The organism is Streptomyces sp. NPDC004051 (genome assembly GCF_053604275.1).
In genome coordinates this window covers 175719-191157 of sequence record NZ_JBSGHG010000003.1, presented here as the reverse complement: position 1 = coordinate 191157, position 15439 = coordinate 175719, and the positions used below count along the sequence as shown (strand labels likewise).

16 protein-coding genes are annotated in these 15439 nt (G+C 73.7%); 14 read left to right on the top strand and 2 right to left on the bottom strand.

From position 1 onward, the window contains the following. Positions 1-277 precede the first annotated feature (277 nt). The gene (glmM, locus tag ACWEQO_RS06130; protein ID WP_361449940.1) at positions 278-1636 is read left to right on the top strand and encodes a phosphoglucosamine mutase; all 1359 of its coding nucleotides are present in this window, start codon (positions 278-280) and stop codon (positions 1634-1636) included. 230 nt (positions 1637-1866) lie between these two features. Here glmM and coaA read toward each other — a convergent pair whose 3' ends face one another. Then, entirely contained in the window at positions 1867-2856 is a 990-nt protein-coding gene (coaA, locus tag ACWEQO_RS06125; RefSeq protein WP_361449943.1) for a type I pantothenate kinase, read from the bottom strand. 149 nt (positions 2857-3005) lie between these two features. Between coaA and glmS the strand changes: the two genes are divergently transcribed. From glmS to ACWEQO_RS06085, 8 genes are all read left to right on the top strand, one after another. Beyond that, positions 3006-4853, top strand: coding sequence for a glutamine--fructose-6-phosphate transaminase (isomerizing) (gene glmS, locus ACWEQO_RS06120; RefSeq protein WP_361449946.1), 1848 nt, complete (start codon positions 3006-3008; stop codon positions 4851-4853). A 57-nt stretch (positions 4854-4910) separates the two neighbouring features. Next, the gene (locus ACWEQO_RS06115) at positions 4911-5282 is read left to right on the top strand and encodes a holo-ACP synthase (protein ID WP_109377859.1); all 372 of its coding nucleotides are present in this window, start codon (positions 4911-4913) and stop codon (positions 5280-5282) included. A gap of 3 nt (positions 5283-5285) precedes the next feature. Beyond that, on the top strand, positions 5286-5447 hold the full coding sequence (locus tag ACWEQO_RS06110) for a hypothetical protein (protein WP_361449949.1): 162 nt from the start codon (positions 5286-5288) through the stop codon (positions 5445-5447). Between the two features lie 158 nt (positions 5448-5605). Next, complete coding sequence (locus tag ACWEQO_RS06105; protein ID WP_452979469.1) at positions 5606-7060, top strand: NAD(P)H-hydrate dehydratase; 1455 nt, start codon at positions 5606-5608, stop codon at positions 7058-7060. A 131-nt stretch (positions 7061-7191) separates the two neighbouring features. Further along, a complete protein-coding gene (gene alr / locus ACWEQO_RS06100; RefSeq protein WP_452979466.1) occupies positions 7192-8364 on the top strand; it encodes an alanine racemase in 1173 nt (390 codons plus the stop codon). Between the two features lie 107 nt (positions 8365-8471). Next, positions 8472-9710, top strand: coding sequence for an alpha/beta fold hydrolase (locus ACWEQO_RS06095; RefSeq protein WP_452979463.1), 1239 nt, complete (start codon positions 8472-8474; stop codon positions 9708-9710). An 89-nt stretch (positions 9711-9799) separates the two neighbouring features. Beyond that, positions 9800-10306, top strand: coding sequence for a tRNA (adenosine(37)-N6)-threonylcarbamoyltransferase complex ATPase subunit type 1 TsaE (tsaE, locus tag ACWEQO_RS06090; RefSeq protein WP_361449961.1), 507 nt, complete (start codon positions 9800-9802; stop codon positions 10304-10306). Between the two features lie 199 nt (positions 10307-10505). Further along, complete coding sequence (locus ACWEQO_RS06085) at positions 10506-10706, top strand: hypothetical protein (protein WP_452979458.1); 201 nt, start codon at positions 10506-10508, stop codon at positions 10704-10706. A 27-nt stretch (positions 10707-10733) separates the two neighbouring features. On the opposite strand, the gene ACWEQO_RS06080 is transcribed toward ACWEQO_RS06085, so the two are convergent. Further along, the gene (locus ACWEQO_RS06080; RefSeq protein ID WP_452979456.1) at positions 10734-11318 is read right to left on the bottom strand and encodes a hypothetical protein; all 585 of its coding nucleotides are present in this window, start codon (positions 11316-11318) and stop codon (positions 10734-10736) included. A 175-nt stretch (positions 11319-11493) separates the two neighbouring features. Between ACWEQO_RS06080 and tsaB the strand changes: the two genes are divergently transcribed. The 5 genes from tsaB to ACWEQO_RS06055 all read left to right on the top strand — a co-directional run bounded on the left by tsaB (position 11494) and on the right by ACWEQO_RS06055 (position 15360). Then, positions 11494-12147, top strand: coding sequence for a tRNA (adenosine(37)-N6)-threonylcarbamoyltransferase complex dimerization subunit type 1 TsaB (tsaB, locus tag ACWEQO_RS06075; protein WP_361449970.1), 654 nt, complete (start codon positions 11494-11496; stop codon positions 12145-12147). Continuing rightward, positions 12144-12773 (top strand): GNAT family N-acetyltransferase, encoded by a 630-nt coding sequence (locus ACWEQO_RS06070; RefSeq protein WP_452979453.1) that lies wholly within the window; start codon positions 12144-12146, stop codon positions 12771-12773. Before tsaB ends, ACWEQO_RS06070 begins: the two co-directional genes overlap by 4 nt. Then, positions 12766-13893, top strand: a complete 1128-nt coding sequence (tsaD, locus tag ACWEQO_RS06065; protein ID WP_452979450.1) for a tRNA (adenosine(37)-N6)-threonylcarbamoyltransferase complex transferase subunit TsaD — start codon at positions 12766-12768, stop codon at positions 13891-13893. Before ACWEQO_RS06070 ends, tsaD begins: the two co-directional genes overlap by 8 nt. Further along, positions 13890-14150, top strand: a complete 261-nt coding sequence (locus ACWEQO_RS06060) for a hypothetical protein (protein ID WP_452979448.1) — start codon at positions 13890-13892, stop codon at positions 14148-14150. Before tsaD ends, ACWEQO_RS06060 begins: the two co-directional genes overlap by 4 nt. A gap of 118 nt (positions 14151-14268) precedes the next feature. After that, positions 14269-15360, top strand: coding sequence for a LacI family DNA-binding transcriptional regulator (locus ACWEQO_RS06055; protein WP_361449979.1), 1092 nt, complete (start codon positions 14269-14271; stop codon positions 15358-15360). Positions 15361-15439: the final 79 nt, after the last annotated feature.

Here is a 15439-nt window from a genome sequence, read left to right as displayed (position 1 = left end):
TGGGTAGCGCCTGTCTTGGACCGCAGGTGCGGGGGCCCCGGGGCGGCGCGACCGTCGAACACCCCGAGCACCCCGAACACCCCGAACACCGCACCGGCAGCGCAACCGTCGAACGCGCCGGCCGGTCAAACCCCTCGGTACAGCTCACAACGCCTCGGCCGACACCACGGCACCGTTTCCGGCACCGTCCCCGGTTCCGCCTTCGGTACCTCTTTCGACAGGGCCGTCGACATGGTTTCGAGACGGCTTCGATACTGACGCTTCCTCAGGAGGACAAGTGGGACGACTCTTCGGCACGGACGGGGTGCGCGGCGTCGCCAACGCGGACCTGACCGCCGAGATGGCACTGGGTCTCTCCGTGGCCGCCGCGCACGTACTGGCCGAGGCGGGCACGTTCGAAGGGCACCGGCCGACCGCCGTGGTCGGACGCGACCCGCGGGCGTCCGGTGAGTTCCTGGAGGCCGCCATGGTCGCCGGGCTGGCGAGCGCCGGCGTGGACGTCCTGCGGGTCGGCGTGCTGCCGACGCCCGCCGTGGCGCACCTCACCGGAGCGCTCGGCGCGGACCTCGGGGTGATGCTGTCCGCGAGCCACAACGCCATGCCCGACAACGGCATCAAGTTCTTCGCGCGCGGCGGCCACAAGCTCGCCGACGAGCTGGAGGACCGGATCGAGTCCGTGTACGAGGAGCACCGCACCGGCGCCCCCTGGGACCGCCCGACCGGGGCCGGTGTGGGCCGTGTGCGGGACTACGAGGAGGGGCTCGACACCTACGTCTCCCACCTCGTCGGCGTCCTGCCGAACCGGTTGGACGGTCTGCGCATCGTCCTCGACGAGGCGCACGGCGCCGCCTTCCGGGTCTCGCCGGAGGCGTTCGCGCGGGCCGGGGCCGAGGTCATCACCATCGGCGCCCAGCCGGACGGGCTGAACATCAACGACGGCTGTGGTTCCACCCACCTGGACCGGCTGAAGGCCGCGGTCGTCGAGCACGGGGCCGACCTCGGCATCGCGCACGACGGCGACGCCGACCGGTGCCTGGCCGTCGACCACACCGGTGCCGAGGTGGACGGCGACCAGATCCTCGCCGTGCTCGCCCTGGCGATGCGGGAGCGTTCCGCACTGCGCTCCGACACCGTCGTCGCGACCGTGATGTCCAACCTCGGCTTCAAGCTCGCCATGGAACGCGAGGGCATCCACTTCGTCCAGACCGCGGTCGGCGACCGGTACGTCCTGGAGCAGATGAAGGAGAGGGGCTACGCCCTCGGCGGCGAGCAGTCCGGCCACGTCATCGTCCTCGACCACGCGACCACGGGCGACGGCACGCTCACCGGCCTGCTGCTGGCGGCGCGCGTCGCCGAGACCGGGCGTCCGCTGCGCGAGCTGGCCTCGGTGATGGAGCGGCTGCCGCAGGTGCTCATCAACGTGCCGGACGTGGACAAGTCCCGGGTGCGGACCTCCACGGAGCTCTCCGCGGCCGTGACGGAGGCCGAGCGCGAGCTGGGCGAGACCGGCCGCGTGCTGCTCCGTCCCTCGGGCACCGAACCGCTGGTCCGCGTGATGGTCGAGGCCGCCGACATCGACCAGGCCCGCACGGTCGCGGGACGCCTCGCGGACGCGGTGAAGTCGGCGCTGGGTTAGGTCCCGGGCCGGGACGCGGGGACCCGGGCGGGCGTTCGTACCGGCAGGCCCGGAAGCTTTTCCGGGCCGGCAGGGCCGGGGCGCCGGCGCCGGCGCCGCTCAGCCGGTCGGACAGGAGCCGCTCGGTGGAGCTCCGGGCCCGGGTCGTCCCGCCGTGGGCCGGGGCCGCGGCCGTGTCCTTCCCGGCCGGCGTGCCGGGTGAGGCACGGCGGCCGGGAAGGACACGGCCGTCACAGCTTGCGCAGCCGGAGGCGCTGGACCTTGTGGTCCGGGCCCTTGCGGACGACGAGGGTGGCGCGGCCGCGGGTGGGGGCGATGTTCTCCACCAGGTTGGGCTCGTTGATGGTGCGCCACATCGTGGCGGCGTAGTCGAGCGCCTCCGCCTCCGAGACCTGCGTGTACTTGCGGAAGTACGAGGACGGGTCCTGGAAGGCGGTCGCGCGCAGCTTGCGGAAGCGGCTGAGGTACCAGCGCTCGATGTCCTCGGTGCGGGCGTCCACGTACACGCTGAAGTCGAAGTAGTCGGCGAGACCGACGCGGGTACGGCCGTCCTTGCCCGGCAGCGCCGGCTGCAGGACGTTCAGCCCCTCGACGATCAGGATGTCCGGGCGGCGCACGGTGAGCAGCTCACCGGGGACGATGTCGTAGATGAGGTGGGAGTAGACCGGCGCCGTCACCTCGTCCTTGCCGGCCTTGACGTCGGCGACGAAACGGGTCAGCGCGCGGCGGTCGAACGACTCGGGGAAGCCTTTGCGCGACATCAGGCCGCGTGCCTGGAGCTCCTTGGTGGGCAGCAGGAACCCGTCCGTGGTGACCAGCTCGACGCGCGGGTGCTCGGGCCAGCGGGACAGCAGGGCCTGGAGCAGGCGGGAGACGGTGGACTTGCCGACGGCGACGGAACCGGCGACCCCTATGACGAAGGGGGTGCCGGACTGGGAGCCCTGTTCGCCGAGGAAGGTGTTCAGGGCCCCGCGCAGGCCGTCGGTGGCGCCGACGTAGAGGTTGAGCAGTCGGGACAGCGGGAGGTAGATGTCCCGCACCTCGTCGAGGTCGATGACGTCCCCGAGGCCGCGCAGCCGTTCCACCTCGTCGGCGGAGAGCGGCAGCGGCGTCTTGTGGCGCAGGGCGCTCCACTCGGCTCGGGTGAGGTCGAGGTAGGGAGTCGCCTCCGGCCGCTGCCGGTGGGCGCTCCGGGAGGTCGAGGAGGCCGGTGAGATCACGTTCCATTGTTAACGGAGTTCGAACGGGACGGCTGGTGTGCTGCGTCACTCTCCTCCCGGTGCGCCGGTGCCCGCGCACCGGTGGGAATTTCCGATGCCGGGCACGCGGCGGCCGTTCTCCGGACCTGACGGATCATAAGCTGCCGGGTATGTGCGGAATCGTGGGATACGTGGGGCCGCAGTCGGCGCTGGACGTCGTGACGGCCGGACTGAAACGGCTGGAGTACCGGGGCTACGACTCGGCGGGCGTGGCCGTCCTCGCGGACGGCGGGCTCGCCACGGCGAAACGGGCGGGGAAACTGGTCAACCTGGAGAAGGAACTGGCCGCCCGGCCGCTCCCCACCGGGGCGACCGGCATCGGCCACACCCGCTGGGCCACGCACGGCGGCCCCACCGACGCCAACGCCCACCCGCACCTCGACAACGCGGGCCGGGTCGCCGTCGTCCACAACGGCATCATCGAGAACTTCGCCGAACTGCGGACCGAGCTCGCCGAGCGCGGCCACGACCTGGCCTCCGAGACGGACACCGAGGTCGTCGCCCACCTGCTCGCCGAGGAGTTCTCCTCCTGCGCGGACCTGGCCGAGGCGATGCGCCTGGTCTGCCGCCGCCTGCTCGGCGCCTTCACCCTGGTCGCCGTCCACGCGGACGCGCCGGACATGGTCGTCGGCGCCCGCCGCAACTCGCCGCTCGTGGTGGGCGTCGGCGCGGGCGAGTCCTTCCTCGCCTCGGACGTCGCCGCGTTCATCGACCACACCCGCTCCGCGATCGAACTGGGCCAGGACCAGGTGGTCGAGCTGCGCCGGGACGGAGTCACGGTCACCGGCTTCGACGGCACGCCGGCGGACGTCCGCACGTACCACGTCGACTGGGACGCCTCCGCCGCCGAGAAGGCCGGGTACGCCTCCTTCATGCTCAAGGAGATCGCCGAGCAGCCGAAGGCGGTCGCCGACACCCTGCTGGGCCGCATCGACGGCTTCGGCACCCTCTCCCTGGACGAGGTGCGGATCCCCCCGGAGGCGCTGCGCGAGGCCGACAAGGTCGTCATCGTCGCCTGCGGCACGGCCTTCCACGCCGGGCTGATCGCCAAGTACGCCATCGAGCACTGGACGCGGATTCCCTGCGAGGTCGAGCTGGCGAGCGAGTTCCGCTACCGGGACCCGATCCTGGACCAGCAGACCCTGGTCATCGCCGTCTCCCAGTCCGGCGAGACCATGGACACGCTGATGGCCCTGCGGCACGCCCGCGAACAGGGCGCCCGGGTCCTGGCCATCTGCAACACCAACGGCTCGACCATCCCGCGCGAGTCGGACGCCGTGCTCTACACCCACGCCGGCCCCGAGGTCGCCGTCGCCTCGACCAAGGCCTTCCTGACCCAGCTGGTCGCCTGCTACCTGGTCGCCCTGTACCTGGCCCAGGTCCGCGGCACGAAGTACGGCGACGAGATCCGCGCCGTCGTCCGGGACCTGTCCTCCATCGCCGGGTCGGTGGAGCGCGTCCTGGGGACGATGGAACCGGTACGGGAACTCGCCCGCGCCCTCGCCCACGAGGACACGGTGCTGTTCCTGGGCCGGCACGTCGGCTACCCGGTCGCCCTGGAGGGCGCGCTCAAGCTCAAGGAACTGGCCTACATGCACGCGGAGGGCTTCGCCGCGGGCGAGCTGAAGCACGGGCCGATCGCCCTGGTCGAGGACGGGCTGCCCGTGGTCGTCGTCGTCCCGTCACCGCGCGGCCGCTCCGTCCTCCACGACAAGATCGTCTCCAACATCCAGGAGATCCGCGCCCGGGGCGCCCGCACCATCGTCGTCGCCGAGGACGGCGACGACGAGGTGACCCCCTACGCCGACCACCTCATCCGCATCCCACCGACCCCGACCCTCCTCCAGCCGCTGGTGGCCACGGTGCCGTTGCAGGTCTTCGCCTGCGAACTCGCCACCGCCCGCGGCAACGAGGTCGACCAGCCTCGGAACCTGGCGAAGTCGGTCACGGTCGAGTGAACCCGCCGGGCCCCGGCACCGCGGTACACCGCCCTGCACCGCCGTAAAGTGCTCGTCATGAGCATCATCGGGGTCGGGATCGACGTGGCCGAGATCGAGCGGTTCGCGGCGTCGTTGGAGCGGACGCCCGGGCTCGCGCGGCGGCTGTTCGTGGAGGGCGAGCTGCTGCTGGCGAGCGGGGAGCGGCGCGGGGTCGCCTCGCTGGCCGCGCGGTTCGCCGCCAAGGAGGCGCTGGCCAAGGCGCTCGGGGCGCCCGGTGGGCTGTACTGGACCGATGCCGAGGTGTACTGCGAGGACAGCGGGCAGCCGCGGCTGCGGGTGAAGGGGACGGTCGCGGCGCGGGCCGCCGAACTGGGCGTGCGGTCGTGGCACGTCTCGCTCAGCCACGACGCCGGCGTGGCCTCGGCGGTCGTGGTCGCGGAAGGGTGACGGGTGGCTGCCGCGGGACGGAGCCCGCTGGGGTTTCCCGGGGTCGGGGTCGAGCTGCCGGTGTGGGGGCAGGTGTTTCTCGGCATCGCGGCCGTGCTGGTCGTGGTGTTCGCGCTGGTGCGGATGGTCCGGCTGATGCGGCAGGGAGGCAAACGGCGCCGATGACCGGCCGGACGGGGAGCACCCGGCCGGTCGGCGGCACGGCATGCCGTCAGGGGATGCGACGGGCGTGCGGCCTTCGACCCCTTTCGGCCGGCTTTCGAGGTGCGGTGCGGCTTTCCGGACACGGGAGTCGGACGGTGCGGTGCGGGACACTCGGACGTATGCGGACTGCGTACAGCGTGGAGACGGTCAGGGCGGCGGAGCGGGAACTGATGGCGCGGCTGCCGGAGGGCGCGCTGATGCAGCGCGCCGCCGCCGGGCTCGCCGCGGCCTGCGCGGAGCTGCTGGGACGGGTCTACGGCAGCAGGGTCGTCCTGCTGGTCGGCAGCGGGGACAACGGCGGCGACGCCCTCTACGCCGGTGCCCGGCTGGCCCGGCGCGGCGCGGGCGTCACGGCGGTGCTGCTCGCGCCGGAGCGCGCCCATGCCGCCGGGCTCGCGGCGTTGCGCGGGGCGGGCGGCCGGGCCGTGGGGACCGGTGAGGGCGAGGAGTCGATCCGGCGGGCCGACCTCGTGGTGGACGGCATCGTCGGGATCGGCGGCAAGGGCGGGCTGCGGCCGGACGCGGTGCCGCTGGCCGAGGCCGCCGAGCGGTCCCGGGCCGCGGTCGTCGCCGTCGACCTGCCGAGCGGCGTCGACGCGGACACCGGAGAGGTCCGCGGCACCGCGCTCCGGGCCGACCTCACGGTGACCTTCGGGACGCACAAGCCGGGGCTGCTCGTCGATCCGGCACGGGAGTACGCGGGGTCGGTGCGGCTCGTCGACATCGGGCTGGAACTGCCGGGCGAGCCGGTGCTGGAGGCGCTCCAGCACGCCGACGCGGCACGGCTGCTGCCGGTGCCCGGCGCGGAGAGCGACAAGTACCGGCGCGGTGTCGTCGGGGTCGCCGCCGGGTCCGCCCGCTATCCCGGCGCCGCCGTGCTCGCGGTGTCCGGCGCGCTGCGGGGCGGCGCCGGGGCCGTACGGTACGTCGGTCCCGCCGCGCGGGACGTGATCGCCCGCTTCCCCGAGACGCTGGTGTCCGACCGGGGGCCGAAGCACGCCGGGCGGGTGCAGGCGTGGGTCGTCGGGCCCGGTGCAGGTGACGACGCCGGGCCCGTGGCGGAGGCGCTGGCGGCGGACGTACCGGTGCTGATCGACGCGGACGGGCTGCGGCTGGCCGACGCCTCGGCCGTACGGGCCCGCCGGGCGCCCACCCTGATGACCCCGCACGCCGGCGAGGCCGCCGCGCTGCTCGGCGTGGAGCGGGAGGAGGTCGAGGGCGGTCGGCTGGCCGCGGTGCGTGAACTGGCCGGACGGTACGGGGCGACCGTGCTGCTCAAGGGCTCCACGACACTGGTCGCCGACCCGGACGCCGGGACGGGTGCCGGGGCGGCGACGGCCGTACGGGTGAACCCGACCGGCACGTCCTGGCTGGCCACGGCCGGGAGCGGGGACGTCCTGTCCGGGCTGGCGGGCTCGCTGCTGGCCGCCGGACTGCCGCCGCTGGACGCGGGCAGCGCGGCGGCCTATCTGCACGGTCTCGCCGGACGATGCGCGGCGGACGGCGCGCCGGTGGGGGCGCACGACGTGGCGGAGGCACTCCCGGCGGCCTGGCGGGACGTCGTCCGAGGGTGAGTCCGGGTGCGGCCGGGGAAGGCCGGGGAGGGCCGGGGAGGGCCGGGGAGGGGTGCGGCCGGGAGGGACTGCCCGGTGCTCTCGTACCGTTCCCGGTGGGGTGCCGTACCACTCTGAGACACTGGGGTGCGATGAACGAGACAGATGCTGTGCGGGGCGCGACGCTGCGGGCCCGCGCCGAGATCGACCTGGGCGCGCTGCGCGCCAACGTGCGGAGCCTGCGCGCCCACGCGCCCGGCGCCGCCTTCATGGCCGTGGTCAAGGCGGACGGCTACGGGCACGGTGCGCTGCCGTGCGCGCGGGCGGCCGTCGAGGCCGGGGCGACCTGGCTCGGTACGGCCACCCCGCAGGAGGCCCTGGCGCTGCGCGCGCCCGGCGCCGGGGTGCCGGACGACGTACGCGTGATGTGCTGGCTGTGGACGCCCGGCGGGCCCTGGCGGGAGGCGATCGAGGCCGATCTCGACGTCTCCGTCAGCGGCCTGTGGGCACTGGAGGAGGTCACCGCGGCCGCGCGTCTCGCCGGACGGCCCGCGCGCGTCCACCTCAAGGCCGACACCGGCCTCGGGCGGGGCGGCTGCGTGCCCGGGGACTGGGCCGAGCTGGTCGCCGGGGCGCTGCGCGCCGAGGCCGACGGTCTGCTGCGCGTCGTCGGCCTGTGGTCGCACCTCGCCTGCGCCGACGAGCCGGGGCACCCCTCCGTCGAGGCCCAGCTCACCCGCTTCCGGGAGATGGTGGCGCAGGCCGAGCAGCAGGGCGTCGACCCCGAGGTCCGGCACATCGCCAACTCGGCCGCCACCCTCACCCTTCCCGAGAGCCACTTCGACCTCGTCCGGTCCGGCATCGCGCTCTACGGCGTCTCGCCCAGCCCCGAGATCGGCGCCCCCGCCGACTTCGGACTGCGTCAGGTGATGACCCTGACCGCCTCCCTCGCCCTGGTGAAGCACGTCCCGGGCGGAGAGGGCGTCGGGTACGGCCACCACTACGTCACCCCGGGCGAGACCACCCTCGGCCTCGTCCCGCTCGGCTACGCGGACGGCATCCCGCGGCACGCCTCCTCCGCCGGTCCGGTGCTGGTGGAGGGCAAGTGGCGCACGGTCGCGGGGCGGATCGCGATGGACCAGTTCACCGTCGACCTGGGCGGGGACGAGCCCCGGGCGGGCGCCGAGGCGGTCCTCTTCGGCCCCGGCGACCGCGGCGAACCCACCGTCGAGGACTGGGCGCAGGCCGCGGGCACCATCGGGTACGAGATCGTCACCCGGATCGGAACCCGCGTTCCGCGCGTCCATGTGAATACGGTGCCGTAGACCCGACGGCGTCGGCGCGGCGCCGTGGACGCGGCGCCACCGGCGCGGCGCCTGCGGCGGCGCCCGTCGCGGGCACGGCAGGCACGGAACAACGGAGGAGCCCGTACGTGAGCGAGAGCAGCGCGGAGGCGGTCACGACCGCCGTCAAGGCGGCCGCCGACTCCGCTGCCGCGTCGTCCGGCGGCTGGCGCCGGGCGACCGGTGTCGCCGGTGCCGCGCTGGGCGTGCTCGCGACGGGCGCCGCCGCGGGCGTCGCCATAGAGCGGATGACGGTCGGCCGGAGCATACGCAAGAAGGCCCGGCTCGCCCTCGACTCCACGGGACCCTACGGCTCGCTGCGCGGCACCCCGGGCACGGCGTACGCCGAGGACGGCACGGAGCTGTACTACGAGGTCGACGACCTCGACCCCGACCCCGCCGCCGCTCCCGCACGGCGCCGCCGGCTCTTCGGCCGCAAGCCGCCCGCCCCCGCCACCGTCGTCTTCAGCCACGGCTACTGCCTCAGCCAGGACTCCTGGCACTTCCAGCGGGCCGCGCTCCGGGGCGTCGTACGGACCGTGCACTGGGACCAGCGCAGCCACGGCCGCTCCGGGCGGGGCGCGGCCCAGACCGAGCGGGGCGAGCCGGTCACCATCGACCAGCTCGGACAGGACCTCAAGGCCGTCATCGACGCCGCCGCCCCCGAAGGGCCCCTGGTGCTGGTCGGGCACTCCATGGGCGGGATGACGGTGATGGCCCTCGCCGACCGGTACCCCGAGCTGATCCGCGAGCGGGTCGTCGCCGTCGCCCTCGTCGGCACCTCGTCGGGACGGCTCGGCGAGGTCAACTTCGGGCTGCCCGTGGCCGGGGTCAACGCGGTGCGGCGGGTGCTGCCCGGGGTGCTGAAAGCACTGGGACAGCGGGCCGAGCTGGTGGAGAAGGGGCGCCGGGCCACGGCGGACCTGTTCGCCGGAGTCATCAAGCGGTACTCGTTCGCGACCCGGGACATCGACCCGGTCGTCGCCCGTTTCGCCGAGCGGATGATCGAGTCCACCCCGATCGACGTCGTCGCCGAGTACTACCCGGCGTTCAGCGACCACGACAAGACAGAGGCCCTCGCCCACTTCGCCGGTCTCCCGGTGCTGGTGCTGGCCGGGGTGCGGGACCTGGTGACGCCCAGCGAGCACAGCGAGGCCATCGCCGGCCTGCTGCCGGACGCGGAACTCGTGCTGGTGCCCGACGCCGGGCACCTGGTGATCCTGGAGCATCCGGACGTGGTCACCGACCGCCTCGCCGACCTGCTCGCCCGCGCCGGGGCGGTGGCCACCCCGACTACCGTGGGTGCCTGTGACTCCGCCTCCCCCTGACAGGGGGCGGCTTCCGGTCCTCGGCTGCGGTCCAGCCCGAACCGGCCCCTTGCGGGGTGTGTTTACCGTACTACTGCGAGTGAGTGATGATGAAAGAAGTCGCAGCGTCGCCCCCGTCCGTCCGACTGGTCGTCGACTCCCCCGAGCAGATGCGGAATCTGGGCCGCAGGCTCGCCGAGCTGCTGCGCGCCGGCGACCTCGTGATGCTCACCGGTGAGCTGGGCGCGGGCAAGACCACGCTGACCCGCGGGCTCGGCGAGGGGCTCGGGGTGCGCGGTGCCGTCACCTCGCCGACGTTCGTGATCGCCCGCGTCCACCCGTCCCTGGGGGACGGCCCGCCGCTGCTCCACGTCGACGCGTACCGGCTCTCCGGCGGGCTGGACGAGATGGAGGACCTCGATCTCGACGTCTCGCTGCCCGAGTCGGTGATCGTCGTGGAGTGGGGCGAGGGCAGGATCGAGGAACTGACCGACGACCGGCTCCAGCTCGTCATCCACCGCGCGGTCGGCGACACGACGGACGAGGTGCGGCACGTGACGCTGACCGGTCTGGGCGACCGCTGGGCGGGCGCCGACCTGAGCGTGCTGTCGGCCTGAGCCGGAAGGCGTCGGCCCGAAGAGGTCGCGGGAGGGCGGGTGGAGGCCGGGCGGAGGCCGCCTCCCCGTATGTTCTCCCTATGTTCCGACAAGGTGTCGGCACGGTGTTGCGTTCGGCGTCCCGGGCGTGGTCACATGGTGTCCAGCTCGTGGTTAGGTCTGCCTAACCAAGTCCGCCCCCGGCCCCCAGGAGGCGTCCATGTCGGCCATCGAGAGCTCCAGCCGGACAGCCGGGACGACGACCGGGACACGGCCGCAGTCGTTCACCGGGGTTTCGATGAGGGACCTGCTGGCCGCCGGTGCGGCCGCCGCCGCGGTCTCCACCCCGCCCCGCGCCCCCGAGCCGCTGCCGCAGTCGCGGCCCACGGAGCCGACCGGCACCCACCGCGACGCCGCCTGACCTGTCGGGACGGGCCGCCGCCGACGGCTACCGGACGACGACTACCTTGCGGCCGATCGTCGCGAACTTCCACATCGCCATGCCGTCCGCCCGGGTCTCGCGGACACCGCCCGTGCGGACCTTCGGGTCGAGTCGCGGGGTCGAGCCGTCGACGGCCGCGCTGAAACCGATCACCGTGCCGTCGTTGTCGGCGAAGCGGACGACGTGCTCGACCGGGACACCGTCCGATCCGGTGACCTTCCCGGAGCGCGAGGTGACCCGGTAGGTGCCCGGCTCCGGATCCACCGTGCCGGGCTCGACCGTGAAGGTGCGCCTGACCTTGCCGCTCCTGTCGACGAGCCACACCCGGTCGGTGTCCAGCGCGTACACGACCCGGGTGCCCCGGCCGGAGCCTCTGGGCGGGGCCGTGAGGGTGCCGGTGTGCTGGGTGCCGTCCGCGCCGTCCGGGGCGTCGGCGCCCCGGTCGGCCCGCACGACGCCCGGGGAGGTGCTCGCGCGGGCGGCGTGCGGGTGGGCCGAGGCGCTCGACGCCGCCTGGTGCCCCAGGAAGGCGACCGTCGCGAGGGCGGCCGAGGTCAGTCCCGCCACGATCGCCGAACTGCTGCCCGCCACCACCCTCACCCCAGTCCCACATCTGCCGGCTGCCGCCCGCCGTCTGTCGCCTGCAACCTGTCAGTGATTGTCGGAAATGATCCGGAATTGTGCGTACGCCGATGCGACGGTAGCAGTACGTAGCCGTCCGACCGGGTCGTCCGACACGGGCCGTGGGGAGCCGTAGGCTGTTTGTGTGCTCTTGCTCGCTCTGGATACCGCCACCCCCGCCGTCACCGTCGCGCTGCACGACGGCGACGACGTCATCGCCTCCTCGAGCCAGGTGGACGCCCGCCGGCACGGCGAGTTGCTGCTCCCGGCCATCGACCGGGTGCTCGGCGAAGCCGGCCTGACGACGGGCGCCGTCACCGGGATCGTCGTGGGCATCGGTCCCGGCCCGTACACCGGGCTGCGGGTCGGCCTGATGACCGCGGACACCTTCGGGCTCGCGCTCGGCGTCCCCGTGCACGGTGTGTGCACGTTGGACGGCCTCGCCTACGCCGCCGACCTGGAGGGTCCCTTCGTGGTGGCGACCGACGCCCGCCGCAAGGAGGTCTACTGGGCGCGCTACGCCGACTCCCGCACCCGCCTCACCGACCCCGCCGTCGACCGCCCCGCCGACATCGCCGGGCAGGTCGAGGGCCTGCCCGCGGTCGGCGCGGGAGCGCTGCTGTACCCCGACACCTTCCCCAGGGCGCACGAGCCGGAGCACGTGTCGGCCGCGGCCCTCGCACGGCTGGCCGCCGAGCGGCTGGCGGCGGGGGAGGAACTGCCCGCGCCCCGACCGCTGTATCTGCGGCGGCCCGATGCCCAGGTCCCCAAGAACTACAAGGTGGTCACCCCCAAGTGACAGGACCCGAGAACGCCGTACTGCGCGAGATGCGCTGGTGGGACATCGAGCCGGTGCTCCAGGTGGAGCGCGAACTGTTCCCCGAGGACGCCTGGTCGCGGGGGATGTTCTGGTCGGAACTGGCCCATGCGCGCGGGCCCGCCGCGACCCGCAGGTACGTGGTCGCCGAGGAGGGCGGCCGCCTCGTCGGATACGCGGGGCTCACCGCCGCGGGTGCGCAGCCCGACGGCGACGGGGCGCCCGACGGTGACGGAGCCTCCGACGGGGGTGCCGCCGGGGTGGCCGACGTCCAGACCATCGCCGTCACCCGGGACCACTGGGGCACCGGCCTCGGTTCGCGGCTGCTGACGGAACTGCTGCGGGCGGCGACCGCGTTCGAGTGCGCCGAGGTGTTCCTGGAGTGCCGGATCGACAACGTCCGTGCCCAGAAGCTGTACGAGCGCTTCGGCTTCGAGACCATCGGGGTCAGGAAGGGCTACTACCAGCCGGGGAACGTGGACGCCCTGGTGATGCGCCTGACCGACCCGGCGGCCTCTGCGAACCCGCCGAACTCGATGAACCCGCAGGACCCGCAGGACCCGACGAACCCCGTGAACGGCGTAGAAGGAACCGAGACCCATGGCTGACGAACCCCTGGTGCTGGGGATCGAGACCTCCTGCGACGAGACCGGTGTCGGAGTCGTCCGGGGCACCACCCTGCTGGCCGACGCCGTCGCCTCCAGCGTCGACGAGCACGCACGCTTCGGCGGCGTCGTCCCGGAGGTGGCCTCCCGGGCGCACCTTGAGGCGATGGTGCCGACGATCGAGCGCGCGCTGAAGGAGGCGGGCGTGAGCGCCCGCGACCTCGACGGCATCGCCGTCACCGCCGGTCCGGGCCTCGCCGGCGCGCTGCTCGTCGGCGTCTCGGCGGCCAAGGCGTACGCCTACGCCCTCGGCAAGCCCCTCTACGGCGTCAACCACCTCGCCTCGCACATCTGCGTCGACCAGCTGGAGCACGGGCCGCTGCCCGAACCGACGATGGCGCTGCTGGTGTCCGGTGGACACTCCTCGCTGCTGCTGTCCTCGGACATCACCTCCGACGTCCGCCCCATGGGCGCCACCATCGACGACGCGGCGGGCGAGGCCTTCGACAAGGTCGCGCGCGTGCTGAACCTCGGCTTCCCCGGCGGCCCGGTCATCGACCGGTACGCGCGCGAGGGGGACCCGAACGCGATCGCGTTCCCGCGCGGGCTCACCGGTCCGCGCGATCCGGCGTACGACTTCTCCTTCTCCGGTCTCAAGACGGCCGTGGCCCGCTGGATCGAGGCCAAGCGGGCGGCGGGGGAGGAGGTCCCGGTGCGTGACGTGTCGGCGTCCTTCCAGGAGGCGGTCGTGGACGTGCTCACCCGCAAGGCCGTACGCGCCTGCAAGGACGAGGGCGTCGACCATCTGATGATCGGCGGCGGAGTGGCCGCCAACTCCCGGCTGCGGGCGCTGGCCCAGGAGCGCTGCGAGGCGGCCGGCATCCGACTGCGCGTGCCACGCCCCAAGCTGTGCACGGACAACGGTGCGATGGTGGCCGCCCTGGGCGCGGAGATGGTCGCCCGGAACCGGGCCGCCTCCGACTGGGACCTGTCCGCCGACTCGTCCCTCCCGGTGACGGAACCCCACGTCCCGGGCGAGCCCCGCAGCCACGACCACGCCCACAGCCATGACCACGACCACGACCACATTCATGAGGTCAGCAAGGAGAACCTGTACTCGTGACCGTCGCGTTGATGTGGGAGGCGCGGGCGGTACCCGACCGGGGCGAGGACCTGCTGGCCTGGGCGCGGACCCAGGAGCTCGACGGCGCCCCGCCCCTGCGCCGGGAGACCTTCCGCGCCCCGCAGGACCGCGTCCTGGTCATCACCTGGTGGGACGCCCCGTACGACGCCGCCCTCCCCGAACTTCCCGAACCGCCCGCCGAGTTGACCACCCGCCCGGTCCACCGCTGGCGCTTCGAGTCGGTGGCGGCGGACTGACCGGCGTCCCGCTCGATCGCCGAACGCCGAATGTTTCGGTCCTTGTCTCGAATATTCTGGGGTTCCGTGACGCGGAAGAGGCTTCGTGGAGGAGGTCCGCGGGGATACGATCGCCGCCATGACTTCCTCGCAGCCCGCTGAAAACCGGTCGCGAGGGCGCAGAGCGCAGACTGCGACCCTCGCCGAGATCGCCCGCGAGGCCGGTGTCTCCGCGCCGACTGTTTCGAAGGTGCTGAACGGGCGTGCCGATGTCGCCCCCGCCACCCGCAGCCGGGTCGAGGAACTGCTGCGCACCTACGGCTACCGGCGCCGACGTGCCGAGGCCACCCGCTCGCCGCTGATCGACCTGGTCTTCCACGAGTTGGAGAGCGCCTGGGCGATGGAGGTCATCCGGGGCGTGGAGAACGTGGCCAGGGACGCCGGACTGAGCGTCGTGCTCTCCGAGAGCGCGGGGCGGCTCACGCCGGGGCGCACCTGGGCCGACCAGGTCGCCGCGCGCCGTCCGCACGGGGTGATCCTCGTCCTGTCCGGCCTCGACGAGTCCGGGCGGGCGCTGCTGACCAGCCGGTCCATCCCGTTCGTGGTGATGGACCCGGCCGGCGACCCGGGCACCGACGTGCCCTCCATCGGCGCGACCAACTGGCAGGGCGGCCTCGCCGCCACCCGGCATCTGGTCGAGCTGGGGCACACCAGGATCGGGGCGATCAGCGGCCCCTCGCGGATGATGTGCAGCCGCGCCCGCATCGACGGTTACCGGGCGGCGCTGGAGACCGGCGGGCTCCCGGTGGACCCCGGGCTGATCATGTCCGGCGACTTCCACCACGAGACCGGTTACCGCCAGGGCCTCGCCCTGCTGCGCCGTGAGGACCGGCCCACGGCGGTCTTCGCCGGCAACGACCTCCAGGCGCTCGGTCTCTACGAGGCCGCGCGTGAGCTGGGCCTGCGGATCCCCGAGGATCTGAGCGTGGTCGGGTTCGACGATCTGCCGGTGGCCCGTTGGGTGGGGCCGCCGCTGACGACCGTACGGCAGCCGCTGACCGAGATGGCCGAGGCGGCGGCCAGGCTGGTCCTCGACCTGGGCAAGGGCGAGGACGCGGCGGCCGCGACCCGGGTGGAACTGGCCACCAGCCTGGTGGTGCGCAGCAGCACGGGAGCACCGCCGGCCGGGCGCGCCGGTGCCGCGGCGGACGGGAGGCTCGCGGGGCCGTGATCACTTGATCACCCGATCGGCTGAACGGTACCGGTTGCGGCGGGTGGCGGCTCTTCGTGGCCGTAGCGTCGCGGTGTCG